The 15,767-nt window shown below is 38.5% G+C and carries 13 protein-coding genes and 1 other RNA gene; 7 read left to right on the top strand and 7 right to left on the bottom strand.

What is annotated here, in order from left to right; all coding sequences use genetic code 11:
• The first annotated feature begins 6 nt into the window (after positions 1-6).
• On the top strand, positions 7-534 hold the full coding sequence (locus ABH968_RS03605; RefSeq protein WP_370042610.1) for a DinB family protein: 528 nt from the start codon (positions 7-9) through the stop codon (positions 532-534).
• Positions 535-1,080: 546 nt separating this feature from the next.
• Here ABH968_RS03605 and dltD read toward each other — a convergent pair.
• From dltD to ABH968_RS03570, 7 genes are all read right to left on the bottom strand, one after another.
• Complete coding sequence (gene dltD, locus ABH968_RS03600) at positions 1,081-2,256, bottom strand: D-alanyl-lipoteichoic acid biosynthesis protein DltD (RefSeq protein WP_370042608.1); 1,176 nt, start codon at positions 2,254-2,256, stop codon at positions 1,081-1,083.
• Positions 2,253-2,486, bottom strand: a complete 234-nt coding sequence (dltC, locus tag ABH968_RS03595; protein WP_370042606.1) for a D-alanine--poly(phosphoribitol) ligase subunit 2 — start codon at positions 2,484-2,486, stop codon at positions 2,253-2,255. Before dltC ends, dltD begins: the two co-directional genes overlap by 4 nt.
• Before the next feature lie 61 nt (positions 2,487-2,547).
• The gene (gene dltB, locus ABH968_RS03590; RefSeq protein WP_370042604.1) at positions 2,548-3,711 is read right to left on the bottom strand and encodes a D-alanyl-lipoteichoic acid biosynthesis protein DltB; all 1,164 of its coding nucleotides are present in this window, start codon (positions 3,709-3,711) and stop codon (positions 2,548-2,550) included.
• Complete coding sequence (gene dltA, locus ABH968_RS03585; RefSeq protein ID WP_370042603.1) at positions 3,708-5,180, bottom strand: D-alanine--poly(phosphoribitol) ligase subunit DltA; 1,473 nt, start codon at positions 5,178-5,180, stop codon at positions 3,708-3,710. Before dltA ends, dltB begins: the two co-directional genes overlap by 4 nt.
• A gap of 18 nt (positions 5,181-5,198) precedes the next feature.
• Positions 5,199-5,336, bottom strand: a complete 138-nt coding sequence (locus ABH968_RS03580) for a teichoic acid D-Ala incorporation-associated protein DltX (protein ID WP_370042601.1) — start codon at positions 5,334-5,336, stop codon at positions 5,199-5,201.
• Between the two features lie 737 nt (positions 5,337-6,073).
• Positions 6,074-7,714 (bottom strand): alkaline phosphatase, encoded by a 1,641-nt coding sequence (locus tag ABH968_RS03575; protein WP_370042599.1) that lies wholly within the window; start codon positions 7,712-7,714, stop codon positions 6,074-6,076.
• A 325-nt stretch (positions 7,715-8,039) separates the two neighbouring features.
• Positions 8,040-9,284, bottom strand: a complete 1,245-nt coding sequence (locus tag ABH968_RS03570; protein WP_370042597.1) for a transglutaminase domain-containing protein — start codon at positions 9,282-9,284, stop codon at positions 8,040-8,042.
• Between the two features lie 340 nt (positions 9,285-9,624).
• Between ABH968_RS03570 and secG the strand changes: the two genes are divergently transcribed.
• The 6 genes from secG (at position 9,625) to ssrA (ending at position 15,761) form a co-directional block, all read left to right on the top strand.
• Positions 9,625-9,852, top strand: coding sequence for a preprotein translocase subunit SecG (gene secG, locus ABH968_RS03565; protein WP_370042596.1), 228 nt, complete (start codon positions 9,625-9,627; stop codon positions 9,850-9,852).
• Between the two features lie 411 nt (positions 9,853-10,263).
• Positions 10,264-11,010, top strand: coding sequence for an alpha/beta hydrolase (locus tag ABH968_RS03560; protein ID WP_370042594.1), 747 nt, complete (start codon positions 10,264-10,266; stop codon positions 11,008-11,010).
• 35 nt (positions 11,011-11,045) lie between these two features.
• Complete coding sequence (gene rnr, locus ABH968_RS03555; protein ID WP_370042592.1) at positions 11,046-13,541, top strand: ribonuclease R; 2,496 nt, start codon at positions 11,046-11,048, stop codon at positions 13,539-13,541.
• Positions 13,542-13,859: 318 nt separating this feature from the next.
• On the top strand, positions 13,860-14,327 hold the full coding sequence (gene smpB / locus ABH968_RS03550) for an SsrA-binding protein SmpB (protein ID WP_370042590.1): 468 nt from the start codon (positions 13,860-13,862) through the stop codon (positions 14,325-14,327).
• Between the two features lie 162 nt (positions 14,328-14,489).
• Positions 14,490-15,218 (top strand): hypothetical protein, encoded by a 729-nt coding sequence (locus tag ABH968_RS03545; RefSeq protein WP_370042589.1) that lies wholly within the window; start codon positions 14,490-14,492, stop codon positions 15,216-15,218.
• A gap of 187 nt (positions 15,219-15,405) precedes the next feature.
• Positions 15,406-15,761, top strand: a transfer-messenger RNA (tmRNA) gene (gene ssrA, locus ABH968_RS03540).
• Positions 15,762-15,767 lie beyond the last annotated feature (6 nt).

Here is a 15,767-nt window from a genome sequence, read left to right as displayed (position 1 = left end):
AGTAGCATGAATTTTAATATGAAGGAAGCTATTGAAATTCTGGAGCGTACACCGCAAACATTGGAGCATTTTTTGACCGGATTATCAGATGAGTGGCTACAATGCAACGAAGGGGAAGGAACATGGAATGCTCATGAAGTGATTGACCATCTGATTGAAGGAGAGAAGAATAATTGGATGCCACGACTAGAATTTATTCTTAAAGAAGGTGAAGGAAAGGCATTGCCTCCATTTGATAGATACGCTCAATTACACAAAGAGAATGAAAGTTCTATTAAACAAGCATTATTGGAATTTAAAAAGATTAGAGCTTTAAATATAAGCAAACTTCAGACACTTCTTATTCCTGATTTGCATCTAGAATCGAAAGGGTACCATCCTGATTTTGGTGTAGTAAAAGTAAGGGAATTACTTTCTACATGGGTTGTTCATGATTTAACGCATATTTCTCAAATTGTTCGAGTAATGGCAAATCGATATACAACAGATGTTGGACCGTGGAGTGAATACTTAGGAATATTAAAAAAGAATTGAGGGATGGAGAATTAAGGATTCATCCCATAACGTGTAGTTGATTTCCGTTCCAGGCTGCTCGTTTTCATGTGAAAGAGCGTCAAACACATCCTCCGCTTATGTTATTGCTGCCGCAACGCTTTCGCACAAAAACGCATCTTATTGCAGTTTCTTTTATCACTTAAAATTAGAATGACCTGCCAGAGTTTACACGCTAAGAGAGATGGTTGATTGGAGTGGAGACTGGGCGATTCCTTGGGGATTAGCAATAGAGGAACGAAGGCTAAAACCATCACGTCCTGTGATAACGCCTTCGTGACCAACATCGTGTTGGCCTGAGACCCTTGGAGCGAAGCGGCTCATCGGAAGCGCCCAGTCGGAACGGAAATCAACCCTTCATTTTGCTGAAGAGACATACTTTAATTAATATATGACACCTTTATTTCATTGGCATGTGCACTAAACATTGTATTTACCCTCGAAGATAATCTACATAAAAAAAGAGACAGTCTTCAGTGATTAACACTTTAGACTGTCTCTCCGTTCATAAAACTAGAACACTATACTTTATTTCTGTGCCCAATATTTGTCTAGCTCTTGATCTAGATAGACCCAGCCCTTCCATGCAATATGAATCGTATCCATAATGAAATAAGGATCATAGTCATGGCCTGAGAAATCAACATATGGAACATCAGCTTTAGTTAATATCTGATCCATTTTATCGTAATATTTTTGACGACGATCCTCAGGATATTCAGTGTAGTCATACCAATGACCATTTACTGGAATAGAAACAAATAGTGGTTTTGCACCAGCATCTTTTAAAATATCAATTACAAGCTGTAAATCCTCATATTCAGGGGAAGTCGTATAATCTTCGTTTTTGCGCATTCCTTCAAACTTTTTAATATTAGCATTTACAAGACGTTTATAAAATTTATTTTCAATCATTAAATCATTGGAAACACGTTTCTCGCCGTATTCCTCGGCATTTTTCAGTTGTTGCTCAAATGTTTGGTCCGCAACTAGTTTGTCATTGTTTTTTAATTTATGCGACTCTCGAGGGAAGAGCGAGTAATACAAATCTTTTTTCTCTAAAAGTGCCTTTTGGACATGGCCTGCCATCAATGCAAGTCGTCCAAGGATTGGTTTTTCCTTACCACCAGATAATTTATATTCATAAATTGTTTTTAGCAGCTCATCGCGATTGACAGTATCGAATTCAAGAAGGCGTTTCATTCCTCGATTTCGAAGATCTTCGTCAATGTCCTTATTGTATGCTAAATCATAAGCATGCAACATCGAATAGTTAGGAGAAAAATGTAATTCATTCATTCCCTTTTTCGTAAACCATTGAGGAGAAATGATGAAGACAATTTTTTTATCCTTTAAATTCTTTTCCTGTGCGGCAAAATTTAAAAAGTGTGTAATAGACTGCATTCCACCACGGCCGACCATAAATGTCGTATACGGAGCATTTGTAGCTCGAGCATAATTATATGGGTGGAAAGGATCAAAACGATTTAATTCTGAGGAGCCGTATAAAGGCATTGTAGTAGGCTCCTGCAACATCCGCTCCTGGAAATACATCCCTTGGAACACTAACGGAGACATACTAGTCTTTGCCTGCTCTACATCTTCATCTGAAATCCAAGCTTTTATCCAGGAATTAGGGAAGAATATCAAGGCAGCAAAAAGAGCAAAAGCAATTAATAATGATAGAAAGCCTTTCTTAATCATTGTCTTTCAGCTAATTCCGCTGCAATACGATTTGGCGTGTTCCATTCCTCACGGTTGAAATCAGTAATTGGCACTGAGATATTAAAGCGGTTTTCAATTTCCACTAATAAATTAATTGTACCGAATGAATCAAGAAGTCCTTCTTCAAATAAATCGATATCTGGATTTTCTAAAATGATATCGTCCTCACATAACTCTACTAGCATTTCAAAAACTTGTTGTTTATTCATATTATAAATCTCCTTTATTGTTTAGGCTGTGTTATTCATAAAATATGAACAGAGCCATTAATTAAAATAATGTTCCTGAAAAAATATAGAAACCAAAGCAAATGGCATTAAACGTAATAAATACGCCGATTGCATGAGTCCATTTATTTTTCGGCCAAATCTTGCGCTTCTTATTCCAACGTTCAAACTTATCGAAGCAGATAATTAACAAGGCATGGTAGAGACCGTAGACAATATAGTGCAATTCTAATCCGTGCCAAATACCCATTAAAAAGAACAGTAGAAAGAAGCCAAGATAAGAAACTGTATATTTGTTTTTAATCCATTTTTTCTTAGTCATCCAAAGTACGAAGCGCATATAAACATAATCCCTGAACCAGAATGAAAGACTCATATGCCAACGGTTCCAGAAGTCTTTAATATTGCGACTCGAGAATGGACGGTTAAAGTTAATTGGCGTTTGAACACCCATAATGCGACTGACACCAACTGCAAAAGCACTATAACCTGCAAAATCGAAAAATAGATAAAAACTATACATATACATATACGCTATTTGCCCTTGAAAAGGTGTCAAATAGTTATAAGTTTGATCTGGTAAATAAATAAGTGTGTAATTGTATATTAAATAAGCCAAAATAAATTTATATAAAAAGCCTACAAATATACAATTGATCCCACTTAACAGTAGTTTTTGATAGACTTGACTAGATGGCACTGTGTGCAAATCTTTATAAAAGCGTCGCCAACGATCAATAGGTCCCGAAGTTATTGTTGGGAAGAACAGTAAGAAATAAGCAAGCTCAACTACTGAAATTTTATCCTTAATTAAGCCATCACGTGTTTCTAAAATCATTTGTACCGATTTAAAGGTAATATAGGATACCCCTAAAAATCCAAATAAATTATTAAGGCCAAGCATAGGCAGAACCTTCACAAGTACAAGTGGCAAAATAGACAGTAGTACAGCAATTACGAATATGGACGTGCTATTTTTCTGTAAGCGATATTTTTGGTAAACGACAATTAATAATAACTGAAATACTGTAAATAGTATAAGAGAAATTGAGCCATGCGGGGAGTTACCAAAAATAAGAGCTAACACGACAATCGAAATAAAGATATTATAGCGTTTAGCTGATTTCCCACGTAGTCCTAAAATAATGGTTGGCAATAATAAAATACCAATGATGATGAAAAAAAATATATTTCCATAAGCCGTCATACTGTTTCCATAACCGCCAATCCTTTACGATCAACTTTACCGTTAGTATTTAAAGGTAAAGTGTCAATGTATTTGAACGTTTTCGGAATCATATAAGATGGTAAATACTCCGCTAACAATACTTTAAGCTGCTTCGTCATTTTGAAGGCAGAGTCTGTCAATGGTTCTCGTAGAACAACAAACGCACTTAGTGAAACAATTTCATCATCTTTTGAAATAGGTATAACAACACAGCTAGCAACAGGTGGGAGATTGCCAATTTGTTTTTCAATTTCCTCGATTTCTAAACGATAACCGTGTAGTTTCACCTGAAAATCTTTTCGTCCAGAAAAGAACAGATAGCCATCTTTTTCATAACCAACGTCCCCAGTTTTATAAATACGTTGATCCCCTATTGTAGGAAACGCTTTAAGTGTTAAATCAGGTGCCCCAAGATAACCTGCACTTACAGTCGGTCCAGAAATAATAATCTCGCCATCTTCTTGCAAGGATAGATTAGGCTCAGATAGAGGAGCGATTGGTAATTGGTCAAATTGCTCCAAAAGCTCCTTTGTTACTTCTACATAAGATACGGCAACGGTTGTTTCAGTAGGACCGTATAAATTAAAGATAGATGCTTGTGGGAAGCGCTGCATTAATTCTTTAGATACGGATATTGGTAAAACCTCTCCGCAGAATAAAAACGTATTTAAAGAAGGCATTATCGCCTGATCCCATTCCTTGTTCATTAAACACATCTTCGCAAAGGAAGGTGTAGAAGTCCAAACGCGAATACCAGATGAAGCTAATGACTCAAATAACGCTTTTGGATTAGCAATTTGCTCTTGCGTAATAGCGTAAAGTGTTTGCCCACTAACTAGTGCAGGATATAAATCCATCACAGATAAATCAAAGGAATAAGGCGCTTGATTTAGAAACACACCAGACTCCTGTAGAGGGAAATGTTCATGCATCCAAGCAACAAAATGTGCTAAATTATCAGCTGTAATTTGAACACCTTTTGGCTTACCAGTAGAACCAGATGTGTAAATAATATAATGAATTTCTTGATCCTTAACCCAAGTTGAAAGCTCTGTTGAAGTGCTAGTAGTTTGAGCCACTAAATCACTTACTTCCACTACAGGGACTGCTTGGTTAGAGCTTAATGTTTCAGTCTTAAGTAGCAAACAAGCCTGAGAAGCTTCTATAATAATCTGTAACCTTTCAGACGGTGTAGAAGAGTCAACCGGTACATACGGATGACCTGCCTTTACAGCTCCTAAAAAAGCAACGATTTGTAAAGGTGACATATGTCCGTAGACGACGATAGGTTGTTGTCTTTTTAAATCAAGAGCCATTAAATATTGTGCTACACAATCAGAAAGATGCCAAAGCTCACCATAAGTTAAGGAATCACTATTGGTTTGATATGCAGTTCGATCTGGATGCTGTTGTGCCACTTTTTGAATAGCCTCTAAAATACTTAACATAGTTTATATCTCCTTTTCTTAAAATTCCGTATATATAAATGGTCCTGCGTTCATATCATGGAAGCCATGGATAAGAAACAAGAGCACCAAAATGATGAAATAAAATAACGTAAAGCCTATAAAACGTAAAAGCTCATTATTTTTAATGGATTGCATAGGTCCACCTCCAATTAAAAATGAAAAAAGATTATAACCTTGTAAATATACTAAATAAATAGACATATTTTCAAGTTTTTTCAAATAAATTTTTTTGCTTTAATTTAATTTTTAACACTGTTTTGACGGATTGTAGAGAAAAATGTTGCTCAAACCCTATATATTCATAAAATCATAAGATTAATTTAAGGTAAAATTAAGGTTTTGGAAAATATGACTAATATAAAGGTAAGAAAATGATATTATTTCACCTCAACTTGAATTTTACTAAACTTATGATCATCTTTATTATCGCTGTTTTTCCGTTTCATGTGTACTTAAAAAATCCTTAAATCTCGTAATAGGACATTCGCAATCAATTTATGCTTAATGTAACCATTTTTTATTAGTTACATTAAGCATAATAAATGAAAGTAAAATCAAAGTAAATTCGATGGAAAATATGGGTATAAACTATGATGAGATGCAAAGAGCGGGATAAACAAAATGGAAGCTGTATTAAGCAGATGATGAAATCGGTAATCTTTTGAGGACTATTGCACTATTGCAAAGACATTTTTGAGCAAAAAGAAAAGCGCCACCATCAAGTTAATCATCCCAACTTATGATAGCACCTTTATCTTTATCCCGATATAGAATCCCAAAGTAGGTGAGAGATTAACTGCCCGTAAAAGCCCGATTGGTGAAGACTAATAATCAGTGGGGATAAGAAAATCCCCGCTGATTAAAGTTTTATTTTAATTAAGAGCATTTAAAACTTTTTTGGAAATGTAAAATTCAGTGCCGTTGTAGACATTGATTGTGTCAAACGTATGCGTTTTTGCTGTCTTGTCTTGTTCGTATATTAAAATGTTCTTATTAATTGGGATTGTAACGGTTACATCATTTTTTTGTGCAATAAATTTAGGGTTTTCTTTATCAGTTAAGTCAATTTTAGATGTGTAGCCTTTTTCTGTGAATGCTTTTGTTGCTGGGATATATAAATCATCTGTCAGCTTATTTAAATCGAAGCCCATAAACTTTGCCATCGCATGTGCTAAATCCGTGTTTTCTACAAGACCTGTAATTTTTGACGGTCCGAACGAGTATAAGAATACATCCTCACCAGTATGTCCACCAGTTGTATAGCCAATATTGGCACGGTCGGCAAGCATTTTTACCATTTCTTCTCCCGTATCTTTAGCTAATCGTAATGTTGTAAGCTCGTCCGCAGATAAATCATCTAATCCATAAAGTGCAGCGACTTCAACGATATTTGATTTATCTTCTTTTAATTGACTTAGTGCACCTTCAATTGTCATTTTAGCTTTCTTTAGTGGATCGATATAGGCAGATACAGGTGTGTTGGGATAAGTACTTGTCGTGTTGGTATTCCCCATCGTAATCCCGCTATTGCCATGGTCTGTAACAGCAATGACCATTGTATTGCCATCTTCTTTTGCAAAATCAACAGCTTCTTTGACTGCAGCATCAAACGATAAAATATCGCTAATAATACCAATTGTGTCATTGGCATGAGCCGCCCAATCCACTTTACTGCCTTCTACAAATAAGAAGAAGCCATCTTCATCCTTTTTCAGCGTATCAATAGCTTTACTTGTCATCTCAGCGAGAGTTGGCTCAGATGCTTTTGTTTTGGAACGATCTAAATCGTAGGCAAGGGCACCTGGAGCAAAACTTCCCCAAATTTTTGGCGATTTACTATTTAGGAGCTCATCACGAGTTTTCACGATGTCATAATTTTTTTCTTTGAGGACATCCACTAGATTCTCGCCATCTTTACGAGCATTTTTAGATGTGCCTGGTGCCAGAGACTCTAAGCCGCCACCTAATACGACATCAATGTTTTGATAAACTTGCTGCTCAGCGATGTTATCATACTGGCTTCTATTATTCACATGTGCAGAAAAGCCAGCTGGTGTAGCATGCTGAATTTCCGAAGTAGAAATTAATCCGGTTGCCTTGCCCTGTTGTTTAGCCCCTTCTAAAACATTAGCTACAGGTCTATAAGCATCTTCTTTGGCAATTTGCTCTAGCCCTGGTGAATTAATAACCGACGGTAGCACACCCACAAATTTATCATTTGATTTATGGCCAGTTGCTAACGCAGTAGCGGCAGGAGCAGAATCAGTAATGGCTGAATCGGCAGAGTATGTACGCACTGCCCCTGATAAAATTTCATCCATCGCTAAGCCTTCACCTTTATACCAACGGGAAAGTGTAACGGCATTATTACTACTACCATCCATCACGAGCATAATCACATTTGTTGGCTTCTTTACTTGAGCTGCTTGTACTTGCGGTTGAGCGATACTAATCGACGATAAAGCAATTGCACTTGCTAAGAACAATGAACTCCATTTTTTTGAGTGTTTCATAATTTTCCTCCTTTTGGTTAATTCACAAGTAAGTGTAAAGGAAGGTTGTAAAGCTAAGATGAATTAATTGTTATGATATTGTGGAAATATTGTTAAAGATAGGATTAATCACTAAAAGTTAGGTAATTGGAGTGGAGACTGGGCGACTCCTTGGGGATCAGTCATAGATGAGACCCTGGAGAGAAGCGGCTCATCGGTCGCCCCCAGGAAAGCGCCAAGTCGGAACGGAAATCAACCCCACATTTTGGTGATGAGCTACTGAAGGGGAAAATAGAATCTGCTTACTATCCATTGATTGATGGAAGCTTGCAGATTCTTGAATTGGCTATAAATTTTGTGAATGTTTTTCACCGTCAATGGTTTCGTAAAATAAAACCCCATTATCATCAACGAACAAGTTTAGAACTTCTTCCTCTAATAACACTTCTTCTGAGCCATCGTTTATAAATATCTTTGTTAAAAAGCCGGCATTATCATAATCACTGCAATAAATCGCATCGTCAACTGCCGCCAGGTAATAACAGGATGTTTCCGTAACTTGTCTATTTTGTTTTGTTGCTAAATCATAGGCGTATACCATGTTATCGGCCATGCTATTATAATAAATAATGTTGTCAACAGTATCTGCGTACCACATATCATGCATAAAATCGTATGCATTGCTTGTAGCAGCAAAATAGTTTTCATTTGCCCATATATGATCTTCACTTAGTTTCTCGTCATTCACTAAAAAATATTCGTAGGAAATAGCATAAGGTTCGTCAGGATTGACATCATTCCAAGTTGTGTCAACATGGTACCAATCACCATTAACATTTACTAAATTCCATGCATGAAGCTGATTATCGCTAAAGCCATATACATATTTAGCATCCAGACCAGCCGCCAAAAATAAACGATAGGCTAATAGTGCATAAGCTTGACAAACGCCAGTTTTTTTACTGATTAATTCATAAACGGATTGTCCTTCTAACGCATCTTCATCAGAATAAGTGGCTAGTTGTACGACAAAGTCATTAACGGCTTTAGCACGATGAAAATCATCCATGTCATTTGTAATAAACTTATTTGCAAATTCCTGAACATAAGTATCAACTTTCTTTTCCTTCTTGGCATCTGTTAAATATGTAAAATCAAATTCTACCAAGTAGCCATTATCTTCTTCCCATACTTCTCCGTTAAAATCATCGATATATCCTGCTGTATAAGGATTAACGAAATTAATGATGTTATAAATATCATTTAGTTGTTTTTCAAATGTATCCCAATCTAATTTGCCTCTATACATTACTGTAAAGTTTGAGTCAAATTCTGCTATATGCTTTTCAACTTTTCTTGAAAATTGTAGCAAAGCGGGATCTTCCTTGAATAATGTCGTTGAAAAAAGATCTTCCGCAGAAAACTCAACTGATTGTGCTTTACTAGTAGGCTCCTTGTGGTCCATAGAGGTCTCTTCTCTGGATTCAGGTTCCTCTGGTAATGCTACTTCGATGGCCTTGATAACAGCTGAGCAAGCGGTAAGCATGCTTGGAATAATAAGCAAAAAAATCAGCAATATACTCTTTTTCATAATTCCTCCCATTATAATTACGTTTTTGGCGCATCACTAAAACGTGGGGTTGATTTCCGTGCTTTCCTGGGGGCGTCCGATGAGCGGCTAATCCCCTAGGAGACGCCCAGCCTCCACTCCAATCAACTTATATGAATGGTTTATGTTTTAAAATCTTAGTGACGACTATGTTTTTAACTATTATAGGATAATTTGGTAGCGAAGTGGTATGCTGATTTGTTAGAAAAACTAACCAATTGGGGGGATGTTGAGGGCATTTATTAATCTCAGTTTGTCAAGAGAACCTTTTTTTGTTATAATGTGAAGTGTTGTGATGTTCGAAGTTCGGGAGGTGCAGTGAATGCATACAGTAGTATTAGTTTCATTAGTTATCGTATCAATAGCGTTGATCGTTGTAGTATTACTTCAATCCAGTAAAAGTGCAGGCTTGTCAGGTGCCATCTCGGGTGGAGCTGAACAACTATTTGGAAAGCAAAAAGCACGCGGAATGGATCTAATCCTTCACCGTGCAACAATTGTGTTAGCAATATTATTCTTTATTTTAGCACTCGCTATTACAAAAATCTAATAGTTGAAGATATATCGCCTGACCTTTACTGGTTGGGCGTTTTCTTTTATGGTTACATTGTTAGTTCAGCAAAATGAATACCCGCGCGGAGCAGGGAAATACCCGTGGAAGCAAAGTGAATATCCGCGAATCGCAAAATGACGGATGGAAAAGCTAAAGTCGTGGATAGAATCCCCGAAATCGTGGATAGGATCCTCAAAGTCGTGGATAGAAGAGCCGAAATAATGGATAGAATCCTCAAAGTGCCGGAAAAAATCCTCAAAATGCCAAAAAGAACATCAAAATGCCAAAAGACCCATCAAATTAACCGATAAAACCTCATAAAAAGAGTAACAATCGCCAAAGCTTTTGAGGAAGCTTCAGTATGGCTATAATGGTTATAGTATGTATTTGGATGAAGGAGAGCTCGCAATGAAAAAATCGTTATCACAGCCTTTTTTCTTTCAAGCAGGACCAAGAGCAGTTTTATTATTGCATGGATTTACGGGAAGCTCGGCGGATGTGCGAATGCTTGGTAGATATTTAGAGAAAAAAGGGTATACTACATTAGCACCTCATTATAAAGGTCACGGTGTGGAACCGGAGGAACTCATTACAACAGGTCCTGCTGATTGGTGGCAGGATGTCGTTGCCGCGTACCAACAGCTGCAGGATGCGGGTTATGAGGAAATTGCTGTTGCTGGCTTGTCATTGGGTGGTGTGATGGCTTTAAACGTTGCGCTGAATAACCCAGTTAAAGGTATAGTGACAATGTGTGCCCCAATGACGATGCGTACAACGGATGTTATGTTTCAAGGTGTACTGAAATATGCGAGGGACTATAAAAAGTTCCAAGGTAAAGACGAGGAGCAAATTGAAGCTGAGGTTGCGTTAATTGCTGAAAAGGGCATGCCATCTCTCCAAGAGTTGCGAGAATTTATTGCTCGGACACGTCAGGAAATTGACATGATTTATGCACCGATTTTTGTCGTACAAGCGACAAATGATGAGGTAATTGAGACAGAATCTGCCAACATTATATATAATCAAACTGAGTCACTTGAAAAACAGATCAAGTGGTATGAAAACTCAAAGCATGTTATTACATTAGATCAAGAAAAAGATCAGTTACATGAAGATATTTATCGCTTTTTAGAAAGCCTAAATTGGGCACAATAAAACATATTAGGATTTTCTCATGAAGGAGGGAAATTATGAAAGACCAGAAAGATACACTACAAAGTCGTTTACTCGATTTTTTCGGTGGAGAAGATTATAAACCATTAACAGTTGGCGAAATCGAAGACTTATTCGGCTTTGAGGATGCTGACGAATTTAAAGAATTAGTAAAAACGTTAGTACGTATGGAGGGGCAAGGCTTAGTTGTACGTTCTCGCTCCAATCGTTATGGCCTGCCAGAGCGCATGAATTTACTTCGAGGTAAATTTATCGGACATGCGAAAGGCTTTGGCTTTGTGACACCTGATATTGAGGGGATGGATGATGTCTTCATTCCACCGCATGAAGTAAATGGTGCGATTAACGGCGATATAGTTTTAATACGTGTTTTAAAGGAATCATTCGGTGATCGCCGTGAAGGAACAGTGACAAAGGTAGTAGAGCGTGGACAAACGAGTTTTGTTGGGACGTTCCAAGCAAATAGAGGCTTTGGCTTTGTTGTGTTAGACGACAAAAAACTACCGATGGACATTTTCATTGCTAAGGGAGATACGTTAGGGGCTGTCGACGGACACAAGGTTGTCGTTGAGATCGCTACTTGGCCAGAGGATTTAAAATCAGCAACAGGCTATATCACAAAAATTTTAGGGCACAAAAATGATCCAGGTGTGGATATTCTTTCTATTTTATATAAGCATGACATTCCACCTGAATTCCCGGAAGAAGTGGTTGCTGCTGCGCAACGAGTGCCGGATGAAATTACAGAGGCAGATTTAGAGGGCCGCCGTGATTTACGCCATGAAACGATTGTGACAATCGATGGAGCTGATGCGAAGGACTTGGATGATGCTGTTACCGTAACGAAAAATGTAGACGGTACCTTTAAACTTGGCGTACATATTGCAGATGTTAGTTACTATGTAACACAAGGCTCTGTAATAGATATTGAAGCGTATGATCGTGCGACGAGTGTTTATTTAACAGACCGCGTTATTCCAATGATTCCGCATCGACTATCGAATGGTATCTGTTCATTAAATCCACAGGTTGACCGTTTAGTACTGTCCTGTGAAATGATTATTGATGCAAATGGTAATGTAGTTTCACATGAAATATTCCAAAGTGTCATTAAAACAACTGAGCGTATGACATATAGGGACGTTTACAAAATTTTAGAGGAGCAAGACGAAGCGCTAATTGCCCGCTACGAGCCACTAGTACCAATGTTTAAACATATGTCTGAGCTGTCTAACATTTTACGTACCAAACGTGAAATGCGCGGTGCTATCGACTTTGACTTTAAAGAATCTAAAGTGATCGTGGACGAAGATGGCTGGCCAGTAGATATTGAATTACGTGAACGTACAGTAGCTGAGAAATTAATTGAAGATTTCATGTTAGCTGCCAATGAAACAGTAGCAGAGCATTTCCATTGGATGAATGTACCGTTCCTTTACCGTATTCACGAAGATCCAAAGCCAGAAAAGCTACAACGCTTCTTTGAATTTGTCACGAACTTCGGTATTTTAATAAAAGGTACAGGAAACACCGTACATCCGAAAGCTTTACAGGATGTAATAAAAGCCATTGAAGGCATGCCAGAGGAACCTGTTATTTCAACGATGCTTCTACGCTCTATGCAACAGGCAAAATATTATCCTGAAAGTATAGGCCACTTTGGTTTATCAACTGATTTCTATACACACTTTACGTCACCGATTCGACGTTATCCGGACTTAATCGTCCATCGTTTAATTCGAACGTATTTACTTAATAAAGATACATCAAAAGAAACAATTGCACAGTGGAGTATGGCGATGGATGAAATTGCGGATCATACTTCAGAACGTGAACGCCGTGCTGTCGATGCAGAGCGCGATACAGACGCACTGAAAAAAGCACAATATATGTCCGATAAAATTGGTGAAGAGTTTGAAGGAATCGTTTCATCCATTACAAACTTCGGTATTTTCGTGGAGCTGCCAAACACGATTGAAGGACTTGTCCATATTAGCAATATGACAGATGACTACTATCGCTTTGATGACCGTCAAATGATGATGATCGGTGAACGTACAAATCGTCAATTCCGTATCGGAGATGAAGTAACGGTACGTGTAGCAAATGTTATTATTGAGGAGTCATCGATTGACTTTGAAATCGTCGGAATGGTAACGTCTTATGGACGAACACGAAAAGCAGCACCTACTGTGATTCACGCGCGTAAAAATTATAGCGACAACAAAGGTGGTCGTAATGGCCGCAGTGGTGGCCGCAACGAAGAAGAGCGAGGCGGACGTGGCAGTCGCAGTGGTCGCAACGAAGAAGAACGAGGCGGACGTGGCAGTCGCAATGGTCGTAACGAAGAAGGGCAAGGCGGACAAGGAGAGCGACGTGAAAACGACCGTGATCCACGAGGACGCCGCAAAGATAGCTCAAGCCCAGGCCCTAAAAAAGGCGTGAAGCAAAAGCAAAGGTTCTACGAAGGCGTCGCCAAGAAAAACAAAAAGAAAAAATCAAAACGTAAATAAAGTAAAAGTATAGGTGAAGGCACCGATTTGCGCTTTAAAGCAATTTGAAGCGGGTGCTTTCACTTTATCAATAAAAGCATAAAAGCAGGTTAACCCTGCTCAACCTTTAACTTCTTTCAGCAGAAGTCTCCTACCTCTATAGGTGGTGTGATGAATGCCGGAATTAAGTTGCTTTTCAGCGGGTGTCCAAACAGCCGCTGAAAGAAGTTAAAGCCTCCGGCGGATGTCACGGATTCGGAAAGGAGTTCTTTGTGCAGGCACAAAGCCGAATCCAGACGCAATTATGCCGAGGCATAATTGATGAAGAGGGTGAATAATATGGCAAAAGGTACTGGGAAAGTATTAGCACAAAACAAAAAAGCTGGGCACGACTACTTCATTGAAGAGACAATTGAAGCGGGCATGGTGCTAACAGGCACAGAAATTAAATCCATCCGTGCAGGAAGGATTCAACTAAAAGAATCCTACGTACAAATCCGCAGCGGTGAAGCATGGATCAATAATATGCATGTTAGTTCATTCGAACAAGGCAACCGCTTTAACCATGACCCACTGCGCGCCCGCAAGCTACTGCTTCATAAAAAGCAAATCGGCGAGCTAGTCGGTGCCGTAAAACGTGACGGCTACACAATTGTCCCATTAAAAATGTACATTAAAGACGGCTACGCCAAGCTCTTAATCGGCGTCGGCAAAGGGAAAAAGGATTACGACAAACGCGACGACATGCGCAAAAAAGCAGCCAAACGCGAAATGGAACGTGCCTTCAAAGCAAAAAATCAAGATTAATAGATTGTTAGAAAGCTCACTATTTTTGGATGGTGAGCTTTTTGTATTTAGACGGATAGAATTCTTAGGACGGGTTCTAAAGGACGGCGAGTTTAAAATATAATAAAGAACTTACCGCATATATAGGAGGAAATCAGTATTCTTATAATAGGAAGAAAATTTATGTTTATGAACTTAGAGCACATTTATTTTGCTGAGGAACGTAATAATGCAAGCGAAAGAAAAAACCTAGTTTGCTACCATCAAACAAAGCGACCTATGCAATCACTCCAAACCCAAAAGACACTGCAAATCATGCTACAGCAAGATGAAGAAATCCTATTAGCGAATCTATCAAAAATGAATCGCTACATGCTGCGCCGCGCCAAAAAAGAACCCTACGAAGTCATCGTAAAAGAAAATCCATCTGATCAAGAGCTATTAGAATTCCAACAATTTTACAACGCCTTCGCCAAAGTGAAAAATACAGATCGCGTTCGAAAATTTCATCTGCAAACCTTAAAGCTACTGCGTGAAAAAGGCGCACTCGTCTATACAAAGCTTCAAAACGATGAAGGTGAGGCATTATGCTATCGTCTTTACATTGTCGACGAAGATATCGTTTTTAATTTATATACAGGCACGGCTATCTGGATCAAGGATAGAACCGATTTAAAGCAGCAAATCCGCTTCGCCAATCGGTATTTACTTTGGGAAAATATCATGATGTTCCGAAGTAGAGGATACGAACGCTATGATTTCGGCGCAGTAACGAACAAGGAGGAAATTAATGAATTCAAGCTCGGCTTTGGCGCGCAAGAGGTAGAGGTCTATCACGGCTATCTCACAGATTCCATATTAGGAAAGCTCATTTTGCGATTAAGAGATCTGAAATTTAAGATGATGAAATAAAAAAATCTTTGTGAGCTAGCCAATTTTTTCTACTATAGCGGGACACTTGAACTATAGCAAGATTTGTTTTATAATAAGTATTACTGAATGCCAGATTACATGGAAGCGTACTTTTAGCTCCCACCGTACTAGAAGAAATTCTAGCTCCTTTGCTTGAACGAGGCTACTTGCTTCGATTCATATTCAAGGGGACGTTACGGATTCGACAGGGATGGTTCAAGCTTTAGTCGCGCGTCGGAGGTCTCGGCTCCGTCATCAACGGAAGTTATATAATAACTGGCAAACAACAAAACTTAGCTTTCGCAGCGTAAGCTCGTAAGCGCTCTGCCTCTCTATCGCCCATGTAGAGAACGTGGGGCCCAACTTTAGTGGGATACGGTCGGTGGTGCCACCTGAGTCACCGACAAGAGATTTCCAGGTTAGCGTACAGGACGCCTGTTTGTCGGCATAATGTTACGTGAATTGTAAATAGGCAAACTACACGCGTAGAAGCTGAAGTATTGGAGTTTCTGGACGCGGGTTCGACTCCCGCCGTCTCCATAAAGTAGC

Origin of the sequence: Lysinibacillus sp. RC79, from assembly GCF_041262405.1 — a bacterium.
In the GTDB taxonomy this organism is placed as follows: Bacteria; Bacillota; Bacilli; order Bacillales_A; family Planococcaceae; genus Lysinibacillus.
Note: the sequence above shows the minus strand (reverse complement) of the source record. Positions and strands in the feature narration are given on the sequence as shown.

Coding starts and splice junctions, on each gene's coding strand:
- ABH968_RS03605 (WP_370042610.1), top strand. CDS start 7: ATGAATTTTAATATGAAGGAAGCTATTGAAATTCTGGAGCGTACACCG.
- smpB (WP_370042590.1), top strand. CDS start 13,860: ATGGCAAAAGGTACTGGGAAAGTATTAGCACAAAACAAAAAAGCTGGG.
- dltD (WP_370042608.1), bottom strand. CDS start 2,256: ATGATTAAGAAAGGCTTTCTATCATTATTAATTGCTTTTGCTCTTTTT.
- dltA (WP_370042603.1), bottom strand. CDS start 5,180: ATGTTAAGTATTTTAGAGGCTATTCAAAAAGTGGCACAACAGCATCCA.
- rnr (WP_370042592.1), top strand. CDS start 11,046: ATGAAAGACCAGAAAGATACACTACAAAGTCGTTTACTCGATTTTTTC.
- dltC (WP_370042606.1), bottom strand. CDS start 2,486: ATGAATAAACAACAAGTTTTTGAAATGCTAGTAGAGTTATGTGAGGAC.
- ABH968_RS03545 (WP_370042589.1), top strand. CDS start 14,490: ATGTTTATGAACTTAGAGCACATTTATTTTGCTGAGGAACGTAATAAT.
- ABH968_RS03575 (WP_370042599.1), bottom strand. CDS start 7,714: ATGAAACACTCAAAAAAATGGAGTTCATTGTTCTTAGCAAGTGCAATT.
- ABH968_RS03580 (WP_370042601.1), bottom strand. CDS start 5,336: ATGCAATCCATTAAAAATAATGAGCTTTTACGTTTTATAGGCTTTACG.
- ABH968_RS03560 (WP_370042594.1), top strand. CDS start 10,264: ATGAAAAAATCGTTATCACAGCCTTTTTTCTTTCAAGCAGGACCAAGA.
- ABH968_RS03570 (WP_370042597.1), bottom strand. CDS start 9,284: ATGAAAAAGAGTATATTGCTGATTTTTTTGCTTATTATTCCAAGCATG.
- dltB (WP_370042604.1), bottom strand. CDS start 3,711: ATGACGGCTTATGGAAATATATTTTTTTTCATCATCATTGGTATTTTA.
- secG (WP_370042596.1), top strand. CDS start 9,625: ATGCATACAGTAGTATTAGTTTCATTAGTTATCGTATCAATAGCGTTG.